Genomic DNA, 18,205 nt, shown 5'->3' with positions numbered 1-18,205 from the left:
TCGTCAGCCCAGTCCGCCGAGCTTGCCCATCGCCGTGCGGTAATGCCGCAGCTCGGCGATCGAATCATGGATGTCGCTGAGCGCGGTGTGCTTGGCATCCTTGCGCACGCCATTGAGGACGTCCGGCGCCCACCGGCGTGCCAGCTCCTTGATCGTGCTGACATCCAGGTTGCGATAGTGGAAATGCCTCTCCAGCTGCGGCATGCAACGGTGCAGGAAACGACGGTCCTGGCAGATCGAATTGCCGCAGATGGGCGAGGCGTTGGCTGGAACCCATTGCGCCAGGAAATCGAGTGTCCGCTTTTCGGCGTCCGCCATCGTCACGCCCTGCTCCAGCACGCGCTGCCATAGACCGGACTTGCCGTGCTGGTTGCGATTCCATTCGTCCATCGCCTGGAGGCGCTCCACCGGGTGCGCGATGGCCAGTTCGGGACCCTCGGCGAGGATCTCGAGTTGCGCATCGGTCACGATCGTGGCGATCTCCAGGATGGAGTCATTGTCGGTATCGAGCCCCGTCATCTCGAGGTCGATCCAGATCAGGCGTTGTTCCTTTTGCGGGTTGGCTGCCATGCGCTCGCGCTGCTCGTCAGGACGTCGCATCATAGCCCAGCCTCCGTCCCGTCCCGGCGCCATGCTTTCGAATCCGACCTACGTCCACTACGCCATCCTCACTTCGATGCTGGCGCCAGCGTTCTTCCTGACCGCGACAGCCGGATTGCTGGCGTCGGCCAACACGCGGCTGGCACGCGTGGTCGACCGGCTAAGGGCCTTGATCGTGGCTTGGGAGGAGGAGGCACCGGATCGCTCCGAACGCGATGAGCAGATCACCCGGCACCGGCTGCGCGCGCACCTGGTGCTGCGGGCGTGCCAGATGCTCTACGCGGCATTAGCCAGCTTCGTGGGCACGAGCCTGACGCTCGCAATGGACGCATTCCTGGGTTTCCGCCTGGGCGTAGTGCCTACCTTATTGGCGGTCGTCGGCGTTCTGTTCCTGCTCGCCGCGAGCTTTTCACTGTGGCGTGAGGTCAGCCTGGCGGTGCGCAGCTTCGACGACGAGCTCGACCAGGAGCTGGCGCGCAAGCGCAGCTGAGCTTCCGCTCAGATCAACGGGCGGCCGCGCTTGGCGCGGAAATAGTTCGTGAGGCGCTGGCTGGCTTCTTCCGCCAGCACCCCGCCCTGTACTTCCACGCGATGGTTGTGGCGCGGGTCGGTGAGCAGGTCGAAGACGCTGCCGGCGGCGCCCGTCTTGGGGTCGGTCGCGCCGTAGACCACGCGACTGACGCGCGCGTGCACCATCGCCATCGCGCACATCGCGCAGGGTTCGAGGGTGACGTACAGCGTTGCGCCGAGCAGGCGGTAGTTGCCCACCTTCGCACCTGCCGCGCGCATCGCCACGACTTCCGCGTGCGCCGTAGGGTCGCTTTGGGTGATGTTGCGGTTCCAACCCTCGCCAAGCAGCTCGCCTTCGGCGGACACCACGACCGCACCGACCGGGATTTCGTCGTCCTCGTGCTGGCCGCGCAGCGCCAGGTCGAGTGCGTGGCGCATCCAGCGCGCATCCGGCTGACTCACCCGCACTTCCTGAGCCTGTCGAAGGACCCGCTCATCCTGAGCCTGTCGAAGGACCCGCTCATCCTGAGCCTGTCGAAGGACACCCCGCTCATCCTGAGCCTGTCGAAGGACCCGCTCATCCTGAGCCTGTCGAAGGACGCCGCGCCGCGCTGTTCTGGCAAGTGATGGCAACAGGTCGAAACGCCCCGTTATCAACGCCTCCTTCTTTTCCCGCCGCCATCCCTTGATCTGGCGCTCCGCGCGGAAGGCATCCTCCCGCTCATCAAAGGCCTGCGAATAAACCAGCTCGACCGGTCTACGCGAAAACGTGTGGCACGTCGGCATCGCGCCTTGATCGTGCTGCGCCAATCGAAACTCGAGATCGTCCGTGTGGCCCGTGTAATAGGAGCCGTCCGCACACTTGAGAATGTAGGTCCAGAATGTCACGGCTAGCTCTCGGGGCATCCTTCGACAGGTTCAGGATGAGCGGGATGGTTGGCTGTCAACGGGATGGTTGGCTGTCAATAGGACCAGCCACACATCCAACATTACTCCCACTCGATCGTCGCTGGCGGCTTGCCACTGATGTCGTAGACGACGCGCGAGACACCGCGCAGTTCATTGATGATGCGATTGGACACCGTGCCGAGCAGTTCGTAAGGCAGGTGCGCCCAATGCGCCGTCATGAAGTCGATGGTTTCGACCGCCCGCAGTGCGATCACCCATTCGTAGGCACGCGCGTCGCCAACCACGCCGACCGACTTCACCGGCAGGAACACCGCGAACGCCTGGCTGGTCTTGTCGTACCAGCCGGCCTTGCGCAGCTCGTCGATGAAAATGTGGTCGGCCCTGGCCAGGAGTTCGGCGTGCTCGCGCTTCACTTCACCAAGGATGCGCACGCCCAGGCCCGGACCCGGGAACGGATGGCGGTACACCATCTCGCGCGGCAGGCCGAGTTCGACGCCCAGGCGTCGCACTTCGTCCTTGAACAGTTCGCGCAGCGGCTCGACCAGCTTGAGCTTCATGTCCTCGGGCAGGCCGCCGACGTTGTGGTGGCTCTTGATGACGTGCGCCTTGCCGGTCTTGCTGCCGGCCGACTCGATCACGTCCGGGTAGATCGTGCCCTGCGCCAGCCACTTCGCATTGGCGAGCCTGGCCGATTCCTCATCGAAGATCTCGATGAAGAGATTGCCGATGATCTTGCGCTTGGCTTCCGGATCGTTGACGCCCTTGAGCCTGTCGAAATAGCGGTCGGCCGCGTTGACGCGGATGACCTTGACGCCCATGTGCTCGGCGAACATCGCCATGACCTGGTCGCCTTCGTTCCAGCGCAGCAGGCCGGTATCGACGAATACGCAGGTCAGTTGCTTGCCGATGGCCTTGTGCAACAGTGCGGCCACGACGGACGAGTCGACGCCACCGGACAAGCCGAGGATCACTTCGTCCGAGTCGACCTGCTCGCGCACGCGGGCAACCTGGTCTTCGATGATGTTGGCCGCGGTCCACAGCGTCTGGCAGCCGCAGATGTCGACGACGAAACGGCGCAACAGCGCCTGGCCCTGCTTGGTGTGGGTGACCTCGGGATGGAACTGCACGCCATACCAGCGCTTTTCCTCGTTCGCCATCGCGGCAACGGGAATGCGATCGGTGGTTGCGGTGATCGTCCAGCCCGGCGGTGCCTTGGCGACATGGTCGCCATGGCTCATCCACACGTCGATGCGCGGTTCGCCGTCGTGGTCGCTCAGGCCGCCGAGCAGCGCGTCGTGCGCGACCAGTTCGACTTCGGCGTGGCCGAATTCGCGGGCATCGGCCGCTTCGGTGGCACCACCGAGCTGCGCGGCCAACGTCTGCATGCCGTAACAAATGCCCAGGATCGGCAAGCCGCTGTCGAAGACTTCCTGCGGCGCCGCCGGGGCGCCGAATTCAGTGGTGGACTCCGGGCCGCCCGACAGGATGATGCCCCTGGCGCCGTACCTGGCGATCTCCGCCGGGTCGTGATCCCACGCCCAGACTTCGCAATAGACGCCGATCTCGCGGATGCGGCGGGCGATCAGCTGCGTGTACTGCGCGCCGAAGTCGAGGATGAGGATCTTGTCGCTGTGGATATTCGTCGTCATGGGGGCGGCGGTGCGAAGTACGAATTGAAAAAACCGGACTCAAAAACGAAGAAGGGAAACTGCCGTCTCCCTTCTGCGATCAAACTCATCCAGCACGATAGTTCGGCGGTTCCTTGGTGATCTGCACGTCGTGCACGTGGCTCTCGCGCGCGCCGGCACTGGTGATCTTCACGAAGGATGGCTTCTTGCGCATTTCTTCGATGGTGGCGCAGCCGACGTAACCCATCGTGGCGCGCAGGCCACCGGCGAGCTGGTGCACGACACCGCGCAACGGGCCGCGGTAAGGAACACGGCCTTCGATGCCTTCCGGCACCAGCTTGTCGGCGTCGGAGGCATCCTGGAAATAGCGGTCCTTGGACCCCTGCTCCATCGCTCCCAGCGAGCCCATGCCACGGTAGCTCTTGTAGCTGCGACCCTGGAACAGTTCGACTTCGCCCGGTGCTTCTTCGGTACCGGCGAACAGGCCGCCGATCATCACCGTCGATGCACCCGCGACGATTGCCTTGCCGATGTCGCCCGAGTAGCGGATGCCGCCATCGGCGATCAGCGGGATGCGGTCCTGCAGCGCCTCGGCGACCATGTCGACGGCGGTGACCTGCGGCACGCCGACGCCAGCAACAATGCGCGTGGTGCAGATCGAGCCCGGACCGACGCCGACCTTGACCGCATCCGCGCCGTGGTCCATCAGCGCGAGCGCCGCATCGCCAGTGACGATGTTGCCGCCGATGACCTGGAGCTGCGGGAAGTTCTTCTTCACCCACTTCACGCGATCGAGCACGCCCTGCGAGTGGCCATGCGCGGTGTCGACCACCACGACGTCGACGCCCGCGGCGGCCAGTGCCTCGATGCGGGCTTCGGTATCACCACCCACGCCGACGGCGGCGCCGACCAGCAGGCGTTCGCTGCTGTCGTAGGCGGCATTGGGATTGTCGGACTTCTTCTGGATGTCCTTGACGGTGATCAGGCCGCGCAGCTCGAAGCCGTCGTTGACCACCAATACCTTCTCGATCCGGTGCTTGTGCAGCAGTTGCACGACCTCATCGTCCGACGCGCCTTCGCGCACGGTAATGAGGCGATCCTTCTTGGTCATGATGTGGCGGACCGGATCGTCGAGCTTCTTCTCGAAGCGCATGTCGCGGCTGGTGACGATGCCGACCAGCGTGCCGTGCTCCACCACCGGCACGCCGGAGATGTTGCGGGCGCGGGTGAGCTTGAGCACCTCGGCGATCGTCGTGTCGGGGCCGACGGTGAACGGCTCCTTGATCACGCCCGCCTCGAACTTCTTGACGTGGGCGACCTGCGCCGCCTGCGCCTCAAGGCTCATGTTCTTGTGGATGATGCTGATGCCGCCGAGCTGGGCCATCGCGATGGCGAGGCGGGCTTCGCTGACCGTGTCCATTGCCGCCGAGACGATCGGCAGACGCAGGGTCAGGTTGCGGGTAAGGCGCGTGGCAAGCGAGACGTCCTTGGGCAGGACGGAAGAATGCGCGGGGACGAGCGAGACGTCGTCGTAGGTCAGCGCTTCAGCCTGGATTCGCAGCATGGGCGGTCCCGGATGGATGAAGCGCGTCATTCTATCGTGTTTCGATGTCCCGGCGCTCGTCCCGGCAGGACGAGGTGTTGCGGAACCGCTCAGGCGACGCCGGCCTCGGCGGCTTCCAGGGTGTTCTGCATGAGAGTGGCCACCGTCATCGGCCCCACCCCACCCGGCACCGGGGTGATCCAGCTGGCGCGCCGGGATGCGGCGTCGAAGCCCACATCGCCCACCAGGCGGCCGTCATCGAGCCGGTTGATACCCACGTCGATCACCACGGCGCCCGGCTTCACCCATTCACCCGGGATCAGCTGGGGCCTGCCTACGGCTACCACGAGGATGTCGGCGTTGCGGACAGACTGCTCCAGCACCTCGGGCGGGGTGAATTTGTGGCAACTGGTCACCGTGCAGCCCGCGATCAGGAGTTCCAGCGCCATCGGCCGGCCCACGTGGTTGGAGACCCCGACGATCGTCGCGCTCTGCCCGCGCACCGGGCGGTCGGTGTAGGCCAGCAGCGTGGTGATGCCGCGCGGCGTGCACGGGCGCAGGCCGAACTGGCGCAGGGCCAGGTGGCCGACGTTCTCGGGATGGAAGCCGTCGACGTCCTTGCGCGGGTCGATGCGGTGGATCAGCCGGGTCGCGTCGCGATGTCCCGGCAAGGGCAACTGGACCAGGATGCCGTGGACCTCCGGGTCGGCATTGAGCCGGTCGATCAGGGCCAGCAACTGCTCGTCGCTGGTGTCGGCTGGCAGGTCGTGGTCGATGGCGCGGATGCCCACCTTCTGCGCGGCCCGGCGCTTGTTCTTGACGTACACGGCCGAGGCCGGGTCGTTGCCCACCAGCACGACGGCCAGTCCGGGCGCCTGCTTGCCGGCGGCAATACGGGCGTCGACCTGCGCCTTGAGGTTGTCGAGCAGGTCTTCGGCGATGCGTTTGCCGTCAAGGATGCGGGCGGTCATGCGGTGGCCAATGGGAATCCAGACGATGAAGGCGCACATTATCGCCCAACACTCCATCGATCCGACCTCGCCGGCGCCCCCCATGTCCGATACCGATTTCGAAACCACCCAGATCGAAGCCGCCGTCTTCCGCCGGCTCCGCGACCACCTGCTGCAAGAACGGCCCGAGGTGCAGAACATCGACCTGATGATCCTGGCCGGGTTCTGCCGCAACTGCCTGGCGGACTGGTACCGCGAAGCCGCCGAGCATCGCGGCATCACCATGACCCGGGACGAGGCGCGCGAGTCGGTGTATGGCGAACCCTTCGCGCAATGGAAGGCGAAGCACCAGCGCGAGGCCACCCCGGAACAACTGGCCGCGTTCGAGACGGCACAGCGTTTGCACAAGAGCTAGCCTCCTTCGGCGACGCAGCGGACGCATCCGCTATGCATCCGCATCACGTGGCCGGGGGCAGGCTTCTCCCAGGGCCGCGTCGATAAAACAGGTGCTGCGATGTTCTGGATCGCGCTACCGCTGTCATTGGTGTACCTGGGGGCTTGCGGCCTGATGTATGTCCGCCAGCGTGAGCTGGTGTATTGCCCGCAGGACACACGGGTGGAAGCCTCCCAGACGGATTTTTCGCTGGTGCGCGAGGGCGTCACGCTGCGCGGCTGGGTCGTCAACCCGGGACAGGCGCAGGCGCTGGTCTATTTCGGCGGAAATTCCGAACCCGTGCAGGTCAACCGCGAGCGCTTCGCCCGCTGGTTCCCACGCCATACGGTCTATCTCGTGGCCTATCGCGGCTTCGGGGCGAGTGAAGGCGCGCCGACGGAAGCGGGAATCACCGGCGATGCGCTCGCCCTGTACGACCATGTGGAACAGCGGCATCCGGGCATGCACATCGATGTGATCGGGCGCAGTCTCGGCTCCGGGGTCGCCGCCCACGTCGCGGCCAAACGGCCCGTGCGCCGCCTGGCCCTGGTCACCCCCTACGACACCCTCGCCGACCTGGGACAGGCGTATTACCGCTGGCTGCCCATACGTCTGCTCGCCCGTGACCGTTACGACTCGATTTCCCATCTGTCCGGCTATACCGGTCGTTTGCTGGTGGTCCGTGCCGGACTGGACAAGGTCATCCCCGCCGCCAACACCCAGCGCCTGATCGATTCCCTTCCCCGTCCGCCGCAGGTGCTGGAGTTGCGATCCGCCGATCACAGCAACATCGCCTCTTCGCCGGCGCTGGCGCGAACGCTCAAGACGTTCTTCGCGCCCGTCGATCCGAGTGCCAGCAAGCCCCGGCCCAAATTGCGCGGTCCGGGTCGGCAGGTTCAAGCCCCTGCCTTCTCGAACACCACCGCACAAGTCCGCATCACCCCCGGAGAGAAATCACATGATCAACCAAGGCGACTGCCCGAAGTGCGGCAAGCGACTGTTCCACGTCCGCATCGAGAGCGTTCTCGGCCAGAACAACGACAGTGATGACATCCGCTGCCTGAGCTACAGCTGCATCCACTGCAACGTCGTGCTCAACATCCAGTTGGACCCACGAGCGAAGCCGCGGCGCAGGACCGCAGCCGCAGGCGTCGAACGCGTAACCTGATCCGCCCGCACGCTCCGAAAACGTCCCTCAACGACCTGCGCGCTTGCGATCAGCGCGGATGGTCCGCTGGCGCGGGCGGCGCATCCACCGGCCGCTGCAGCACCGGGCAACGCTTCATGTTTTCCGGCATGGGCAAGGGGCACAGGGTGCAGCACTGCTGGGGCCGGACTCCGGGCAGCGGCAGCATTCCCTGCGGTGCGGGCAATGGCTTGAGCTTGAGCAGCGCCACCCAATCCTGGCGGTTGAAACTGCAAAACCCCTCATTGCCGGGCTGGCAGTCGCCGGGAACACCCAGGCGCCGCGGCAAATTGAAGATGGCGCCATTCCGGTTCAAAGGCAGGACGCGCATGGTCACGCCCTGGAGCACGTTGCCGCCCACGAGGTAGACCTTGCCGTCGCCACCGGGATTGGCTGCGACGACGATGTCGCAATGCATGTTCAGGCCTTCGCCCGATCCGTTGCCAAGGAAATCACGCAATCCCTGCGGCCCAATCGTGTTGCGGCCACGCGCGAAACACAGCAGGTCGCCGGCCGCCGGCGCGGTGGTATCGGGGTCGTCGAATACATAGGGCGACAAGGCAGGAGTCCGATAGGCGTCCCGGATGAAATCGATGTGGCTCGCCGAACTCCTGAAACCGGGCAAACCGGCCCGGTTCATCACGTACGACACGAACACCGCGGACCATGGGGTGTCGCTCAGGAAGGCCCGGCACGAAGCCGATTGCAGGACTCCGTAGCCGCCATAGCTGCAATCGGTCGCGCCGGCGAAATTGGACATCTGCGGCAGCAGGCCGCTGCCCTTCCAGTACTCGGCGACGCGCTGCCACGCAGGCGTGGTGCCGTCGTGCAAACGCACGCGCTCGGTTTCAGAGACCGTGAGGCTTGCCAGTCGCCCCTGTACATCGATGAACGGTGCGTACCAGAGCGCGTTCTCGGTGCAGGCCAGCAGGGCAATGCGCGTGGCGTACGACGGCGGCGATTGCGGGATCTGGCTGCATATCTGGGTCGCCGACGCGCGCGCTGGAATCAGCGCGCTGCAGGCCAGCAGGATGAGCGAGGCAGACAGCACCAGGCGGCGAACGATCCGACTTCCCTTCCGACCGCCTGGACTGCCCATCGGTGACCTCCGTCAGGTTCCCGAGCAGAACCTCGCATAGTCGATGTAGCCGGGGAATTCACGCCCCGGAGCGCACACGACGCAATCCTGGTCCGGCCGCAGCCTGGTCTCCCGGAAACGCATCGCCAATGCATCGAAATTCAGCAACCGCCCGCGCAACGGTTCACCTATTCCGAGGATCAGCTTGATCGCTTCGGTCGCCTGCAACAGGCCGATGACCCCTGGAAGGACACCGAGCACACCTGCTTCAACGCAATTAGGCGCCGCTTCCGGCGGGGGCGGCTCGGGAAACAGGCAGCGGTAGCACGGCGCCTGGCCACGGTGCCGGCCCGCGTCGTACACGCTCACCTGCCCCTCGAAGCGATGCACAGCGCCATATACCAGCGGCTTGCGCAGCTTCACGCACGCGTCGTTGAGCAGGTAACGCACGGGGAAGTTGTCCGCGCCGTCGATGACCACGTCGGCACCGGCGATGAGCCGTTCGACGTTGTCGGCGGTGATGCGCTCGGCGAAGCCTTCGATCGTCAGGCGCGGATTCAACGCGGACAACGCGGCGCGCGCGGACTCGACCTTCGCCATCCCGATGCGCGCGTCGGTGTGCAGGATCTGCCGTTGCAAGTTGCTGCGGTCGACCACGTCGTCGTCGGCCAGGACAATCGTGCCGATGCCCGCGGCGGCGAGGTAATACGCGGCGGGCGAACCGAGTCCGCCTGCACCCACCATGGCCACGCGCGCGGCCTCGAGCTTGCGCTGCCCCGCCTCACCGACTTCCGGCAGGCGCAGATGGCGCGAATAGCGGTCGTAGAAATCGGCATCGATGTCGGGCCGGGTGACCGGCAGGCCTTCGGCGAGCCAGCGCGTCGTTCCGCCCTCCACGGAGGCGAGATTGGTGTAGCCCGCGGCTTCCAATGCCTGGGCCGCCTTCATCGAGCGACCGCCCGACTGACAGATCAGCAGCACTTCGCTGCCGAGCCCGGGAATCGCGGACCCGGGATCCGCCTCGAGCTCGACCCGCGCGATGCCGAGGGCGCCGGTGGCGAAACCGGTGGCGCGTTCATGCGATTCGCGCACATCGACCAGCACGGCGCCCGCCTGCAATCGGCGCAGCGCTTCTGCGGGGGAAATCGTTGCAATGGCCATGCGGGGATTATCGGCGCCCGTGCCATCCGGCGCCAACGCGGCGTTACAGCGGCATCACCTCGACCACGGCGCCCGCGGCATAGCGTTGCGGTCCCTCGGGCACCACGATCAGTGCATTCGCGTCCGCGGCGGCACGCAGCCGGTGCGAACCCGTCGCTGCGCTGGCCTCCACGTGCAGCGCGCCGTTGCTGCCGCTGAACAGATGGCCGCGGATGAACTCGCGGCGCGGATGGAGCTTGTCCAGCGGCGCCACCAGTTGCGCCTGCCATGTCGGCCGCGGCTCCCGGCGCCCCTGCAGGGCGTCGATCAGGGCGCGGCCGAAAGTGAGCCACGTCGCCAGCACGGAGACGGGGTTGCCCGGCAGTCCCAGCACGCGTGCCTGGTCGAGGCTGCCGAACAACAGCGGCATGCCCGGCTTCATCTTCACCTTCCAGAAATGCGTCTCGCCGAACTGGGCAAGCACGCCCGGCAGGTGGTCCTTCTCGCCCGCGGACACACCGCCGGCGGTGACGATCAGGTCGAAAGCGCAACCCGCATCGCGCAGCGCGATCTCGACCTGCTTCGGATCGTCGGGTAGGCGCGGCCAGGCGGTGGGTTCCAGTCCGTCGGCGCGCAGCAGCCCCATCAACAGGTCACGATTGCTGTCGTAGATCTGGCCCGGGGCGAGCGGCAGGCCGGCTTCGACCAGTTCGTCGCCGGTGGTGAATACAGCCACGGTGGGCTTGCGCGAAACCCGCAGCGACGCAACGCCCAGCGAGGCGGCGAGCGACACGCGCGCGGGGGTGAGCAGGTCGCCTGCGCGCAGGACGCCATCGCCTTCGCGCACGTCCTCGCCTGCACGACGCACGTTCGCTCCCATGGGCGTGGCGCCCGGGACGACCACCGTCGCACCTGCGATGCGGCAGTTCTCCTTGATGGCGACGCTGTCGCTACCGGGCGGCATCGGCGCGCCGGTGGTGATGCGGATGCATTCGCCGGCTTGCAGCGGCAGGTTGTTGGCGATGCCTGCGAACTGCTCACCAACCAGGCGCAGGGCGGTCTCTTCGCCGTCCAGGTCGCCATGACGGAATGCGAAGCCGTCCATCGYGCTGTTGTCGAACGGCGGCAGCGCCATCGGCGCGACGAGGTCCTGGGCCAGCACGCGGCCATGGCAGCGGGCCAACGCCAACGATTCGGTTTCGAGCCGGTGTCGCGCGGCCGTATCACGCAGCACGGCCATGGCTTCATCGAACAACAGGCCAGTCGGGAAATCAGTCATGAGGGGATTCTGGCGTCACGCCGGCAGCGCGCAGATCATCGGGAGTATTGAGGTTGCCGAAGCGTACGCCTTCAAGACGCACGCCCGTCATGCGGAGGTGTCCATGCAAGGAGTGGATCGCGACTTCGTTGCGTTCGACGGCCTGGGAGAGTGCCAGCGTTGCGGCTTCGACACGCCAAAGCGCGACCAGCGGCTGCGGACCGTCATCATCGATGGCGAACGCACCGTTCTCGCCGCGCGCGGAGCACAGACTGGGCAACAGGCAATCGTTGACGCCGACCAGGTCCACGGGAAGGGTCAACAGCCACGGTGTGCGGCACGCTGCCAGCAAGGCGTCCAGCCCGGCGATGGGGCCACGGTCGCCTTCGATGCGGTCCGCGACCGCGTGCAGGCCTGCTTGCGCGTAACGCGGCAGGTCGCGATTGGCGCTGACCAGCAGCGCTCCCGTTTCATGTGCGAAGCGGCGCTGCCAGCGCAACACCTGTGGGATGCCGTCGCGCTCCATCCAGGCCTTGTCGATGCCGCCCAATCGCGTCGCACGGCCGCCGGCGAGGATGCCCAGCGTGATGTCCACGGCGCGGATTGCAGCCGTTATGGATTCGTCGTCGCGTCCGACAGGCGCAGGCACGCTCGCATCACTTCCCGCGTTTGACGTGGCGGATGAGGCGGCGCTTTTTCGCCACCTGCCGCTCGGTCAGCACGTTCTTCTTGCCTTCGTACGGATTGGTGCCTTCCTTGAAAATGAAGCGCACCGGCGTGCCCACGAGCTTGAAGCGTTTTCGGAAGAAGTTCTCGAGATAGCGCTTGTAGCTGTCCGCCAGCGTGCGCAGGCGCGTGCCGTGGATGATGAAGGTCGGCGGGTTGACGCCACCCGGGTGGGCGAAGCGCATCTTCGCCACGTGGCCGCGAACGACCGGCGGCGGGTTGGTTTCGTAGGCGATTTCCATCGCCTTGGTCACCTCGCTGGTACCCAGCTCGGTGGTCGCGGACTTGTGCGCGCGATGGATGGCGTTGAACAGCTCACGCAGGCCCGAACCGTGCTTGGCGCTGATGCGCACCGCTTCGGCCCATTCGACGAACGCGAGCTTGCGTACCAGCAGGTTTTCGGTCTGCTGGCGCTGGTATTCGGTCTGGCCATCCCACTTGTTGACCGCAACGACCAGCGCACGGCCCGCATCGAGCGCGTAGCCGAGCACGCTGGCATCCTGGTCGGTCACGCCCTCGCCCGCATCGAGCATGACCACGGCGACCTGGCATTCCTCGATCGCGGCGAGCGTCTTCACGATCGAGAATTTCTCGACCGCCTCCTCCACCTTCGACTTGCGGCGCAGGCCGGCGGTGTCGATCAGGCGGTACAGGCGGCCGTCGCGCTCCATGTCGATCGAGACCGAATCGCGCGTCGTGCCCGGCACCTCGGACGCGATCATGCGTTCCTCGCCGAGCAGGCGGTTCACCAGCGTCGACTTGCCGACATTGGGGCGGCCGATGAAGGCGACGCGGATCCGGTTGGGGTCACTGTCGAGTTCGACCGAGCTGCCCGCTTCCGGCAGGTGCTTCTGGATGTCGACGAGCAACTCATCCAGGCCGACGCGGTGCGCGGACGAGATCGCGATGACATCGCTGAAGCCGTAGCGGGCGAATTCGGCCATCGCGGCGCGCGCATCGAGGCCATCGGTCTTGTTGACCACGAGGACCGTCGGGCGTGCGGCCTTGCGCAGCCATTGCAGGATGTCGTCGTCCAGCGATGACGCGCCTTCGCGGCCATCGACCACGAACAGGACGAGATCGGCTTCTTCCGCTGCCGCCCGGGCCTGGCGCGCGGTGGCGCCGGCAAGGCCTTCATCCACGCCGGCGATGCCGCCGGTATCGACCACGGCGAAGTGGCGCTGGCCTTCCGGCCGGCATACGCCGTAGTTGCGGTCGCGGGTCACGCCCGGCTGGTCGTGCACCAGCGCGTCACGGGTACGCGTCAGCGCATTGAACAGCGTCGACTTGCCGACATTGGGGCGGCCCACCAGGGCGACGAGGGGAAGCATGGAAACCTGCCAATCAAGGGTCCGGATCGAGGGACGAACCGGACGGGGGCACAGAGTGGTACCCGGAAACAATAACCCCGGCCACGGGCCGGGGTCATCGGTAAGCGAAAACGTCGATTACTGGCCGAGGCGGAACGCTGCCAGTTCACCGTCGATGTTCTGGGCCACCAGGATGCCGTCGGCGACCACGGGCGAGCCACGCAGCGCATCGCCACCCATCCGGGCGCGGGCGGCCAGTTCGCCGGTGTCCAGCTTCATCCAGTGCAGGTAGCCGTCATAGTCACCGACCACCGCGTAATCACCCTGGACCACTGCCGAGGTCAGCAGGCGACGAGCCAGCGCAGGTTGCTGCCACAACGAGGCGCCGCTGCTCTTGTCCAGTGCGTAGACGCTGCCGGAGGCGTCGGCCACCACCAGGCGATCGCTGGCGACACCCAGGCGACCGGCGCCACCGAACTGGCTAGCCCACATGGCCCGGCCGCTCGGCGCATCGATGGCTACTGTCTGTTTCTTGAAGCTGGTCGCGAACAGCGTGCTGCCCTCCAGCACCGGCGTACCGTCGACGTCGGCAAGGCGATCCAGCTCGCTGCGGCCTTCCGGCTGTGCAACAGCCACGTTCCAGAGCGAATGACCATCGGTGGCCGACAGCGCGCTGACCGAACCATCGTCGTTACCGGAAAACACGTAGCCAGGTCCCAGCACCACGGCGTCGTTACCGCGCAGGCTGAGGGTCGGCACTTCATAGACCCAGAACCACTTGCGTTCGCCGCTGGCGGCGTCGAAAGCAGTGACATGGCCATCGTTGGAGCGGACGAAGACGCTGCCGAGGCCGATCGTCGGGGACGCGATGACTTCGGCCGGCACCTTGGCCTGCCACTTCTCGGCTCCGGTAGCGGCATCGAGCGCGATTACCTGGCCATCGAGGCCACCAACCACCACCAGGCCGTCGCCCGCACCGGGACCGCCGGACAGGAGCAGCTTGCTTTCGTAATGCCAGACGGGCTTGCCGGTCTGCAGGTCGAAGGCGCGCACGCCACCCTCCACGGCCGCGGCATAGACGCGGCCATCGGCCACGGCCGGTCCCTGTCGGACCCCGACGCGCCCTTCGCCCTTGCCTGCATTCGCCGACCAGATCTTGGACACCGTCACGGTCGGGGTGAAGTCGGTGAGCGCCGCCGGCTCGTTCGGCTTGGCCTCGCTCTTGCCACCGAACCAACCCTTGACGGTCGAGCAGCCGCCCAGTGCGAGAACGCACATCAGCACGGCGGAAGTACGCAACGTGGCCGCGACGGCCGGCGTGCGGGAGGTCGGGCGCTTGATCGACGTCATCAGGACTGGCTCTCGGTCTTGGGGGGAGTACCGCCGGCTTGGATCAGCTTCAGTTCGATCAGGCGTCGCTGCGGCGTGCCGACTTCGGCCTTGAGCAGGGCCTTGCTGTAGCTGTCGCGGGCCTGGTCGCGCTGGCCCAAGGCCAGTTGCGCGTCGCCGCGGATCTCCAGCACGACCAGCGAGTCTCCGCCGGCGACCAGCTTGAGCGCGGCATCGGCCTGCTTCGCATCGATCAGCACGCGCGCCAGGCGCTGGTTGACGATTGCCGTCAGCGCAGGATCGCTCGTCCTGACCGAACGCAAGGTCGCGATGGCGGCGTCGTTCTGGTTGGCCTGGAGCTGGGACTTGGCCAATTCCAGCTGCGCCAGCGCGCGGAAGATGCCTTCCGGCACGGCCTGGACCTTGGCACCGGCCGCCTTGTCGTTGGCCTGGATGGCATCGACGGCGGCCTGGTAGTCGCTGGCAGCCTTCGACTGCTTGTCAGCCTGGTGGCGCTGCCACCACTGCCAGCCGCCAATCGCGGCGAGGCCGAGCGCAATGCCAAAGACAAGAGCGCTGCCGTTGCGGCGCAGCCATTCGCGGACGCGCTCGCTCTGTTCGTGTTCGTCTAGTAGTTCGTCGATCGCCATGGAATCTCACCCCGCCCGGAAGGCAGGGTTCATCAGGAACCGGTTTTGCGCCGGTGGGAGGGTCGACCCGCGTCGCGGGTCAGTTGGCGACCGGCGCGAGGGAACCGTCAGAGGATAGCGTAAAGCGCGCCACATTCGCGCGGCTGAACGGTTCCAGGTCGACAATCGCGCCCCCGCGCTTCACTTCGACCGCATTGACGTTGCCGAGCTTGATGCGCCCGACTTCGCCAGGTGCGTAGCTGCGCTGCTGTCCGGCGGTCAGCAGGCCACGCTCCAGCACGCGCTGGTTGTCGGCCGCGAGGATCTCGACCCAGCTGTCGCCGTTGAACGTGATCGTCAATGCACCGGCCGCTTGCGGGGCAGCCGGCAGCGAGGCGATCGAGGCCACCAGCGGCGTGCGCCTGGAAGCCGCCTGTGCGGGCGAGGCGTTTTCCGTCTGCTCGATCGTGGCGGGAACATCGAGCGATTGCACGGCCAGGTCGCCATTGCCGAAGTGCGAACGGGTACCCAGCCACACCGGCACGGCGATCGCCGCGGTGATGGCGACGTAGATGGCACGCCGGCCGATCTGCTCGGCGATGCGCTGGTAGCCCGGTGTATGGGCATGGCTGACGAGGGTGGACGGCGCAACCGCCGCAACCGGGGTCTGCTCGATATAGGGTTCGATGTCGACGCCGAGCAGTCGCGCATAGCTGCGCAGCTGGCCACGCACGAAAACCGGGGCGCCCAGGGAGGTCCAGTCGTCGGACTCGAGGTTGGCAACGCTGCGCACGGTCATGCGCAGCTGCGATGCCACCTGCTCGATGGACATGCCCGCTGCTTCACGTGCCTGCATAAGGACTGCGCCGCAGCCAGCACTCACGCCCGGTACCGCCTGGTCGGAATCCATCATTGCCTGCCACCATCCCCCATTACGGAGTTCCGTGCTTCCGGTGCATCGGGGAACTCCGTTTTCAGGCGCGAAACGTAGCGCGCGGCTGAAGCACTGTCTCCGAGTTTTTGTTCAATCTGTGACGCAAGCAACAACGCCTTGGGGTCCGCTGGTGCAGCAGCGAGACGCCGTTCCGAAAATGCCCTGGCCTCGAAAGCGTCTCCTGCGCGGAACTTGCGTTCGGCGAGCGACCCCAGCGCCACAGGGTTGGTCGGATCCAGCTCGACAGCGCGATGCAGGTCACGTTCGGCCCGCTCCTGCTGTCCGACCGTGCTGGCGCAGGCACCGGAATTAGCCAGGATCACGGGGGAATCCGCATAGCCGGGAAGCGCCAGCGCGCGATCGAACCAGTCCAGCGATTCGCCCGCCCGCCCCTGCTCACACAGCCAGATGCCGTAGTTGCCGAGCACGCCTCCGTTCTTCGGAGCGAGCTCGGTCGCGCGCAGGTAATGCTTGCCCGCACCTGCACCGTCGCCGGACTTGTCCAGCGCCACCGCCAGATAGGTGTGGGCTTCGAAGGAGTTGGGTTGCCGCTTGAGCAGACCGGTGGCCTGGCGCTTGGCGGCGTCGAAGTCGCCGATGGCCAGTGCCCTGCCGATCTCCGCAAGGTCGCGCTGCATGCCTGCATCGCTGTTTGCGTGCTTGTCCTCGCTGATGCGATTGACCGCCGGCTCGATGTGATGCTCCTTGCCGAGGCTGGTGCTCACATAGCTGCCACCACTGCCACAGCCGCTGATGGCGACCATGGCTACGGCAAGAACAACGGCGCGGACGTCACGCAGCAGCATCGCCCGCCTCCTGTGCATCCAGTCGCTTGCGGAATTCGGCCTGGCGGCGGGTGCGGTCCATGACCTGGCCCTTCAGCTGGCCGCAGGCCGCATCGATATCGTCGCCGCGCGTACGACGCACGGGCGCGATCATCCCCGCGTTGTTCAGCAGCTTCTGGAAGCCGCGGATCGCCTCTTCGTCCGGGCGCGCGAAACGCGTCCCCGGGAACGGATTGAACGGAATCAGGTTGACCTTTGCCGCGTCCTTCATCTGCACGGCATTGTCGAATGCCCGCAGCAGGCGGATGAGTTCGCGCGCATGCTGCGGCTGGTCGTTTACGCCCTTCATCAGGGTGTATTCGAAGGTAACGGAGGTGCCGCGCTTGCGCAGCGCATAACGCACGCAGGCTTCCATCAGCGCTTCGATCGGATACTTCTTGTTGAGCGGTACAAGCTCGCTTCGCAGCTCGTCGTTGGGCGCATGCAGCGACACGGCCAGGGAGACGTCGCTCACCTCGCCCAGCTTGTCGATCATCGGCACCATGCCGGCCGTGGAGAGCGTGACCCGCTTGTTGGCCAGCCCGTAGCCGAGGTCGTCGCGCATGATGCTCATCGCGCGCACGACGTTGTCGAAGTTCGCCAGGGGCTCGCCCATGCCCATCATCACCACGTTGGTGAGCTTGCGCTGCTGGTGCGGAACATTGCCCAGGTGGCGCGCCGCGATCCAGACCTGGCCGATGATCTCGGCGGTCGACAGGTTGCGGTTGAACCCCTGGGTGGCGGTCGAACAGAACTGGCAGTTCAGCGCGCAGCCGACCTGCGAGGACACGCACAGCGTGCCGCGTCCCTTGTCGGGGATGTAAACCGTCTCGATCGCGTTCTTGGGATCCATGCCGAGCAGCCACTTGTGCGTGCCGTCGGTGGATTCCTTGTCGAAGATGAGCTGCGGGGCGTGCACCACGGCCCGCTCCTCGAGCTTGGCGCGCAGCGCCTTGCCGAGGTCGGTCATGTCGGCAAAGTCGGTGACGTAGCGGTGATGGATCCACTTCATCACCTGGTGCGCACGAAACTTCTTCTCGCCCAGCTCATGCTCGAAGAAATGCTCCAGCGAAGCGCGGTCGAAGTCGAAGATGTTGGTCTTCGACTCCGACGCGGTCTTGCCGGCAGGCTCGCGCAGCGCCGCCTGCGTCGCCTCGTCGGCGGCTGCGCCGATGGGAACGATGTCGATGGCGATGTCGCGGGTCTGGTTCATTGCTC

The 18,205-nt window shown here is 66.2% G+C and carries 19 protein-coding genes and 1 pseudogene; 4 read left to right on the top strand and 16 right to left on the bottom strand.

Annotation, left to right across the window (positions count from 1 at the left end; translation table 11 throughout):
- Window positions 1-3: 3 nt before the first annotated feature.
- A complete protein-coding gene (orn, locus tag ACXJJ9_RS14080) occupies window positions 4-570 on the bottom strand; it encodes an oligoribonuclease (RefSeq protein WP_457097866.1) in 567 nt (188 codons plus the stop codon).
- 61 nt (window positions 571-631) lie between these two features.
- Here orn and ACXJJ9_RS14075 point away from each other — a divergent pair, with 61 nt between their 5' ends.
- Entirely contained in the window at window positions 632-1,090 is a 459-nt protein-coding gene (locus ACXJJ9_RS14075; RefSeq protein WP_457097767.1) for a DUF2721 domain-containing protein, read from the top strand.
- A gap of 8 nt (window positions 1,091-1,098) precedes the next feature.
- On the opposite strand, the gene tadA is transcribed toward ACXJJ9_RS14075, so the two are convergent.
- Entirely contained in the window at window positions 1,099-1,548 is a 450-nt protein-coding gene (gene tadA, locus ACXJJ9_RS14070) for a tRNA adenosine(34) deaminase TadA (protein WP_310053832.1), read from the bottom strand.
- Here tadA and ACXJJ9_RS14065 point away from each other — a divergent pair.
- On the top strand, window positions 1,540-1,737 hold the full coding sequence (locus ACXJJ9_RS14065; RefSeq protein WP_457097875.1) for a hypothetical protein: 198 nt from the start codon (window positions 1,540-1,542) through the stop codon (window positions 1,735-1,737). The two genes, tadA and ACXJJ9_RS14065, sit on opposite strands and share 9 nt — an antisense overlap.
- 48 nt (window positions 1,738-1,785) lie before the next feature.
- Here the strand turns inward: ACXJJ9_RS14065 and ACXJJ9_RS14060 are convergent.
- From ACXJJ9_RS14060 to folD, 4 genes and pseudogenes are all read right to left on the bottom strand, one after another.
- Window positions 1,786-2,016: pseudogene (locus ACXJJ9_RS14060) on the bottom strand (GIY-YIG nuclease family protein); the annotation flags it as partial.
- 83 nt (window positions 2,017-2,099) lie between these two features.
- Window positions 2,100-3,668 carry a glutamine-hydrolyzing GMP synthase gene (gene guaA / locus ACXJJ9_RS14055; protein ID WP_457097766.1) on the bottom strand — a complete coding sequence of 523 codons (1,569 nt, stop codon included), beginning with the start codon at window positions 3,666-3,668 and terminating at the stop codon, window positions 2,100-2,102.
- Window positions 3,669-3,753: 85 nt separating this feature from the next.
- Entirely contained in the window at window positions 3,754-5,211 is a 1,458-nt protein-coding gene (gene guaB, locus ACXJJ9_RS14050) for an IMP dehydrogenase (protein WP_310053831.1), read from the bottom strand.
- Window positions 5,212-5,300: 89 nt separating this feature from the next.
- Window positions 5,301-6,161, bottom strand: coding sequence for a bifunctional methylenetetrahydrofolate dehydrogenase/methenyltetrahydrofolate cyclohydrolase FolD (folD, locus tag ACXJJ9_RS14045; RefSeq protein WP_457097765.1), 861 nt, complete (start codon window positions 6,159-6,161; stop codon window positions 5,301-5,303).
- An 82-nt stretch (window positions 6,162-6,243) separates the two neighbouring features.
- Here folD and ACXJJ9_RS14040 point away from each other — a divergent pair, with 82 nt between their 5' ends.
- Both ACXJJ9_RS14040 and ACXJJ9_RS14035 read left to right on the top strand, forming a co-directional pair.
- Window positions 6,244-6,555 (top strand): DUF1244 domain-containing protein, encoded by a 312-nt coding sequence (locus ACXJJ9_RS14040; protein ID WP_310052609.1) that lies wholly within the window; start codon window positions 6,244-6,246, stop codon window positions 6,553-6,555.
- A 99-nt stretch (window positions 6,556-6,654) separates the two neighbouring features.
- Window positions 6,655-7,620: an alpha/beta hydrolase gene (locus tag ACXJJ9_RS14035; protein WP_457097764.1), complete on the top strand. Its 966-nt coding sequence runs from the start codon at window positions 6,655-6,657 to the stop codon at window positions 7,618-7,620.
- A 170-nt stretch (window positions 7,621-7,790) separates the two neighbouring features.
- On the opposite strand, the gene ACXJJ9_RS14030 is transcribed toward ACXJJ9_RS14035, so the two are convergent.
- From ACXJJ9_RS14030 to rlmN, 10 genes are all read right to left on the bottom strand, one after another.
- Window positions 7,791-8,858, bottom strand: a complete 1,068-nt coding sequence (locus ACXJJ9_RS14030) for a DUF2272 domain-containing protein (protein ID WP_457097763.1) — start codon at window positions 8,856-8,858, stop codon at window positions 7,791-7,793.
- Between the two features lie 12 nt (window positions 8,859-8,870).
- Entirely contained in the window at window positions 8,871-9,998 is a 1,128-nt protein-coding gene (gene moeB, locus ACXJJ9_RS14025) for a molybdopterin-synthase adenylyltransferase MoeB (protein WP_457097762.1), read from the bottom strand.
- 43 nt (window positions 9,999-10,041) lie between these two features.
- Window positions 10,042-11,256 carry a molybdopterin molybdotransferase MoeA gene (locus ACXJJ9_RS14020; RefSeq protein ID WP_457097761.1) on the bottom strand — a complete coding sequence of 405 codons (1,215 nt, stop codon included), beginning with the start codon at window positions 11,254-11,256 and terminating at the stop codon, window positions 10,042-10,044.
- The gene (gene mobA / locus ACXJJ9_RS14015) at window positions 11,249-11,830 is read right to left on the bottom strand and encodes a molybdenum cofactor guanylyltransferase (RefSeq protein ID WP_457097760.1); all 582 of its coding nucleotides are present in this window, start codon (window positions 11,828-11,830) and stop codon (window positions 11,249-11,251) included. The genes ACXJJ9_RS14020 and mobA overlap by 8 nt, the downstream gene beginning before the upstream one ends.
- A 61-nt stretch (window positions 11,831-11,891) precedes the next feature.
- A complete protein-coding gene (gene der / locus ACXJJ9_RS14010) occupies window positions 11,892-13,292 on the bottom strand; it encodes a ribosome biogenesis GTPase Der (RefSeq protein ID WP_457097759.1) in 1,401 nt (466 codons plus the stop codon).
- A gap of 117 nt (window positions 13,293-13,409) precedes the next feature.
- Window positions 13,410-14,621 (bottom strand): outer membrane protein assembly factor BamB, encoded by a 1,212-nt coding sequence (gene bamB, locus ACXJJ9_RS14005; protein WP_457097758.1) that lies wholly within the window; start codon window positions 14,619-14,621, stop codon window positions 13,410-13,412.
- Window positions 14,621-15,250 (bottom strand): YfgM family protein, encoded by a 630-nt coding sequence (locus ACXJJ9_RS14000; protein WP_457097757.1) that lies wholly within the window; start codon window positions 15,248-15,250, stop codon window positions 14,621-14,623. The genes bamB and ACXJJ9_RS14000 overlap by 1 nt, the downstream gene beginning before the upstream one ends.
- 79 nt (window positions 15,251-15,329) lie before the next feature.
- Window positions 15,330-16,139, bottom strand: a complete 810-nt coding sequence (locus tag ACXJJ9_RS13995; RefSeq protein WP_457097865.1) for a helix-turn-helix domain-containing protein — start codon at window positions 16,137-16,139, stop codon at window positions 15,330-15,332.
- Window positions 16,139-16,969 (bottom strand): tetratricopeptide repeat protein, encoded by an 831-nt coding sequence (locus ACXJJ9_RS13990; RefSeq protein WP_457097756.1) that lies wholly within the window; start codon window positions 16,967-16,969, stop codon window positions 16,139-16,141. Before ACXJJ9_RS13990 ends, ACXJJ9_RS13995 begins: the two co-directional genes overlap by 1 nt.
- Window positions 16,956-18,200: a 23S rRNA (adenine(2503)-C(2))-methyltransferase RlmN gene (gene rlmN / locus ACXJJ9_RS13985; protein ID WP_310052597.1), complete on the bottom strand. Its 1,245-nt coding sequence runs from the start codon at window positions 18,198-18,200 to the stop codon at window positions 16,956-16,958. Before rlmN ends, ACXJJ9_RS13990 begins: the two co-directional genes overlap by 14 nt.
- Window positions 18,201-18,205: the final 5 nt, after the last annotated feature.

Source organism: Lysobacter sp. P5_B9, from assembly GCF_054049835.1.
Note: the sequence above shows the minus strand (reverse complement) of the source record. Positions and strands in the feature narration are given on the sequence as shown.

Bases quoted from the DNA above. Each gene is read 5' to 3' on its own strand.
- ACXJJ9_RS13990 (WP_457097756.1), bottom strand. From the start codon at position 16,969: ATGCTGCTGCGTGACGTCCGCGCCGTTGTTCTTGCCGTAGCCATGGTC.
- ACXJJ9_RS13995 (WP_457097865.1), bottom strand. From the start codon at position 16,139: ATGGATTCCGACCAGGCGGTACCGGGCGTGAGTGCTGGCTGCGGCGCA.
- ACXJJ9_RS14030 (WP_457097763.1), bottom strand. From the start codon at position 8,858: ATGGGCAGTCCAGGCGGTCGGAAGGGAAGTCGGATCGTTCGCCGCCTG.
- folD (WP_457097765.1), bottom strand. From the start codon at position 6,161: ATGACCGCCCGCATCCTTGACGGCAAACGCATCGCCGAAGACCTGCTC.
- ACXJJ9_RS14000 (WP_457097757.1), bottom strand. From the start codon at position 15,250: ATGGCGATCGACGAACTACTAGACGAACACGAACAGAGCGAGCGCGTC.
- ACXJJ9_RS14035 (WP_457097764.1), top strand. From the start codon at position 6,655: ATGTTCTGGATCGCGCTACCGCTGTCATTGGTGTACCTGGGGGCTTGC.
- orn (WP_457097866.1), bottom strand. From the start codon at position 570: ATGGCAGCCAACCCGCAAAAGGAACAACGCCTGATCTGGATCGACCTC.
- moeB (WP_457097762.1), bottom strand. From the start codon at position 9,998: ATGGCCATTGCAACGATTTCCCCCGCAGAAGCGCTGCGCCGATTGCAG.
- ACXJJ9_RS14075 (WP_457097767.1), top strand. From the start codon at position 632: ATGCTTTCGAATCCGACCTACGTCCACTACGCCATCCTCACTTCGATG.
- der (WP_457097759.1), bottom strand. From the start codon at position 13,292: ATGCTTCCCCTCGTCGCCCTGGTGGGCCGCCCCAATGTCGGCAAGTCG.
- rlmN (WP_310052597.1), bottom strand. From the start codon at position 18,200: ATGAACCAGACCCGCGACATCGCCATCGACATCGTTCCCATCGGCGCA.
- ACXJJ9_RS14040 (WP_310052609.1), top strand. From the start codon at position 6,244: ATGTCCGATACCGATTTCGAAACCACCCAGATCGAAGCCGCCGTCTTC.
- guaA (WP_457097766.1), bottom strand. From the start codon at position 3,668: ATGACGACGAATATCCACAGCGACAAGATCCTCATCCTCGACTTCGGC.
- guaB (WP_310053831.1), bottom strand. From the start codon at position 5,211: ATGCTGCGAATCCAGGCTGAAGCGCTGACCTACGACGACGTCTCGCTC.
- bamB (WP_457097758.1), bottom strand. From the start codon at position 14,621: ATGACGTCGATCAAGCGCCCGACCTCCCGCACGCCGGCCGTCGCGGCC.
- tadA (WP_310053832.1), bottom strand. From the start codon at position 1,548: ATGCGCCACGCACTCGACCTGGCGCTGCGCGGCCAGCACGAGGACGAC.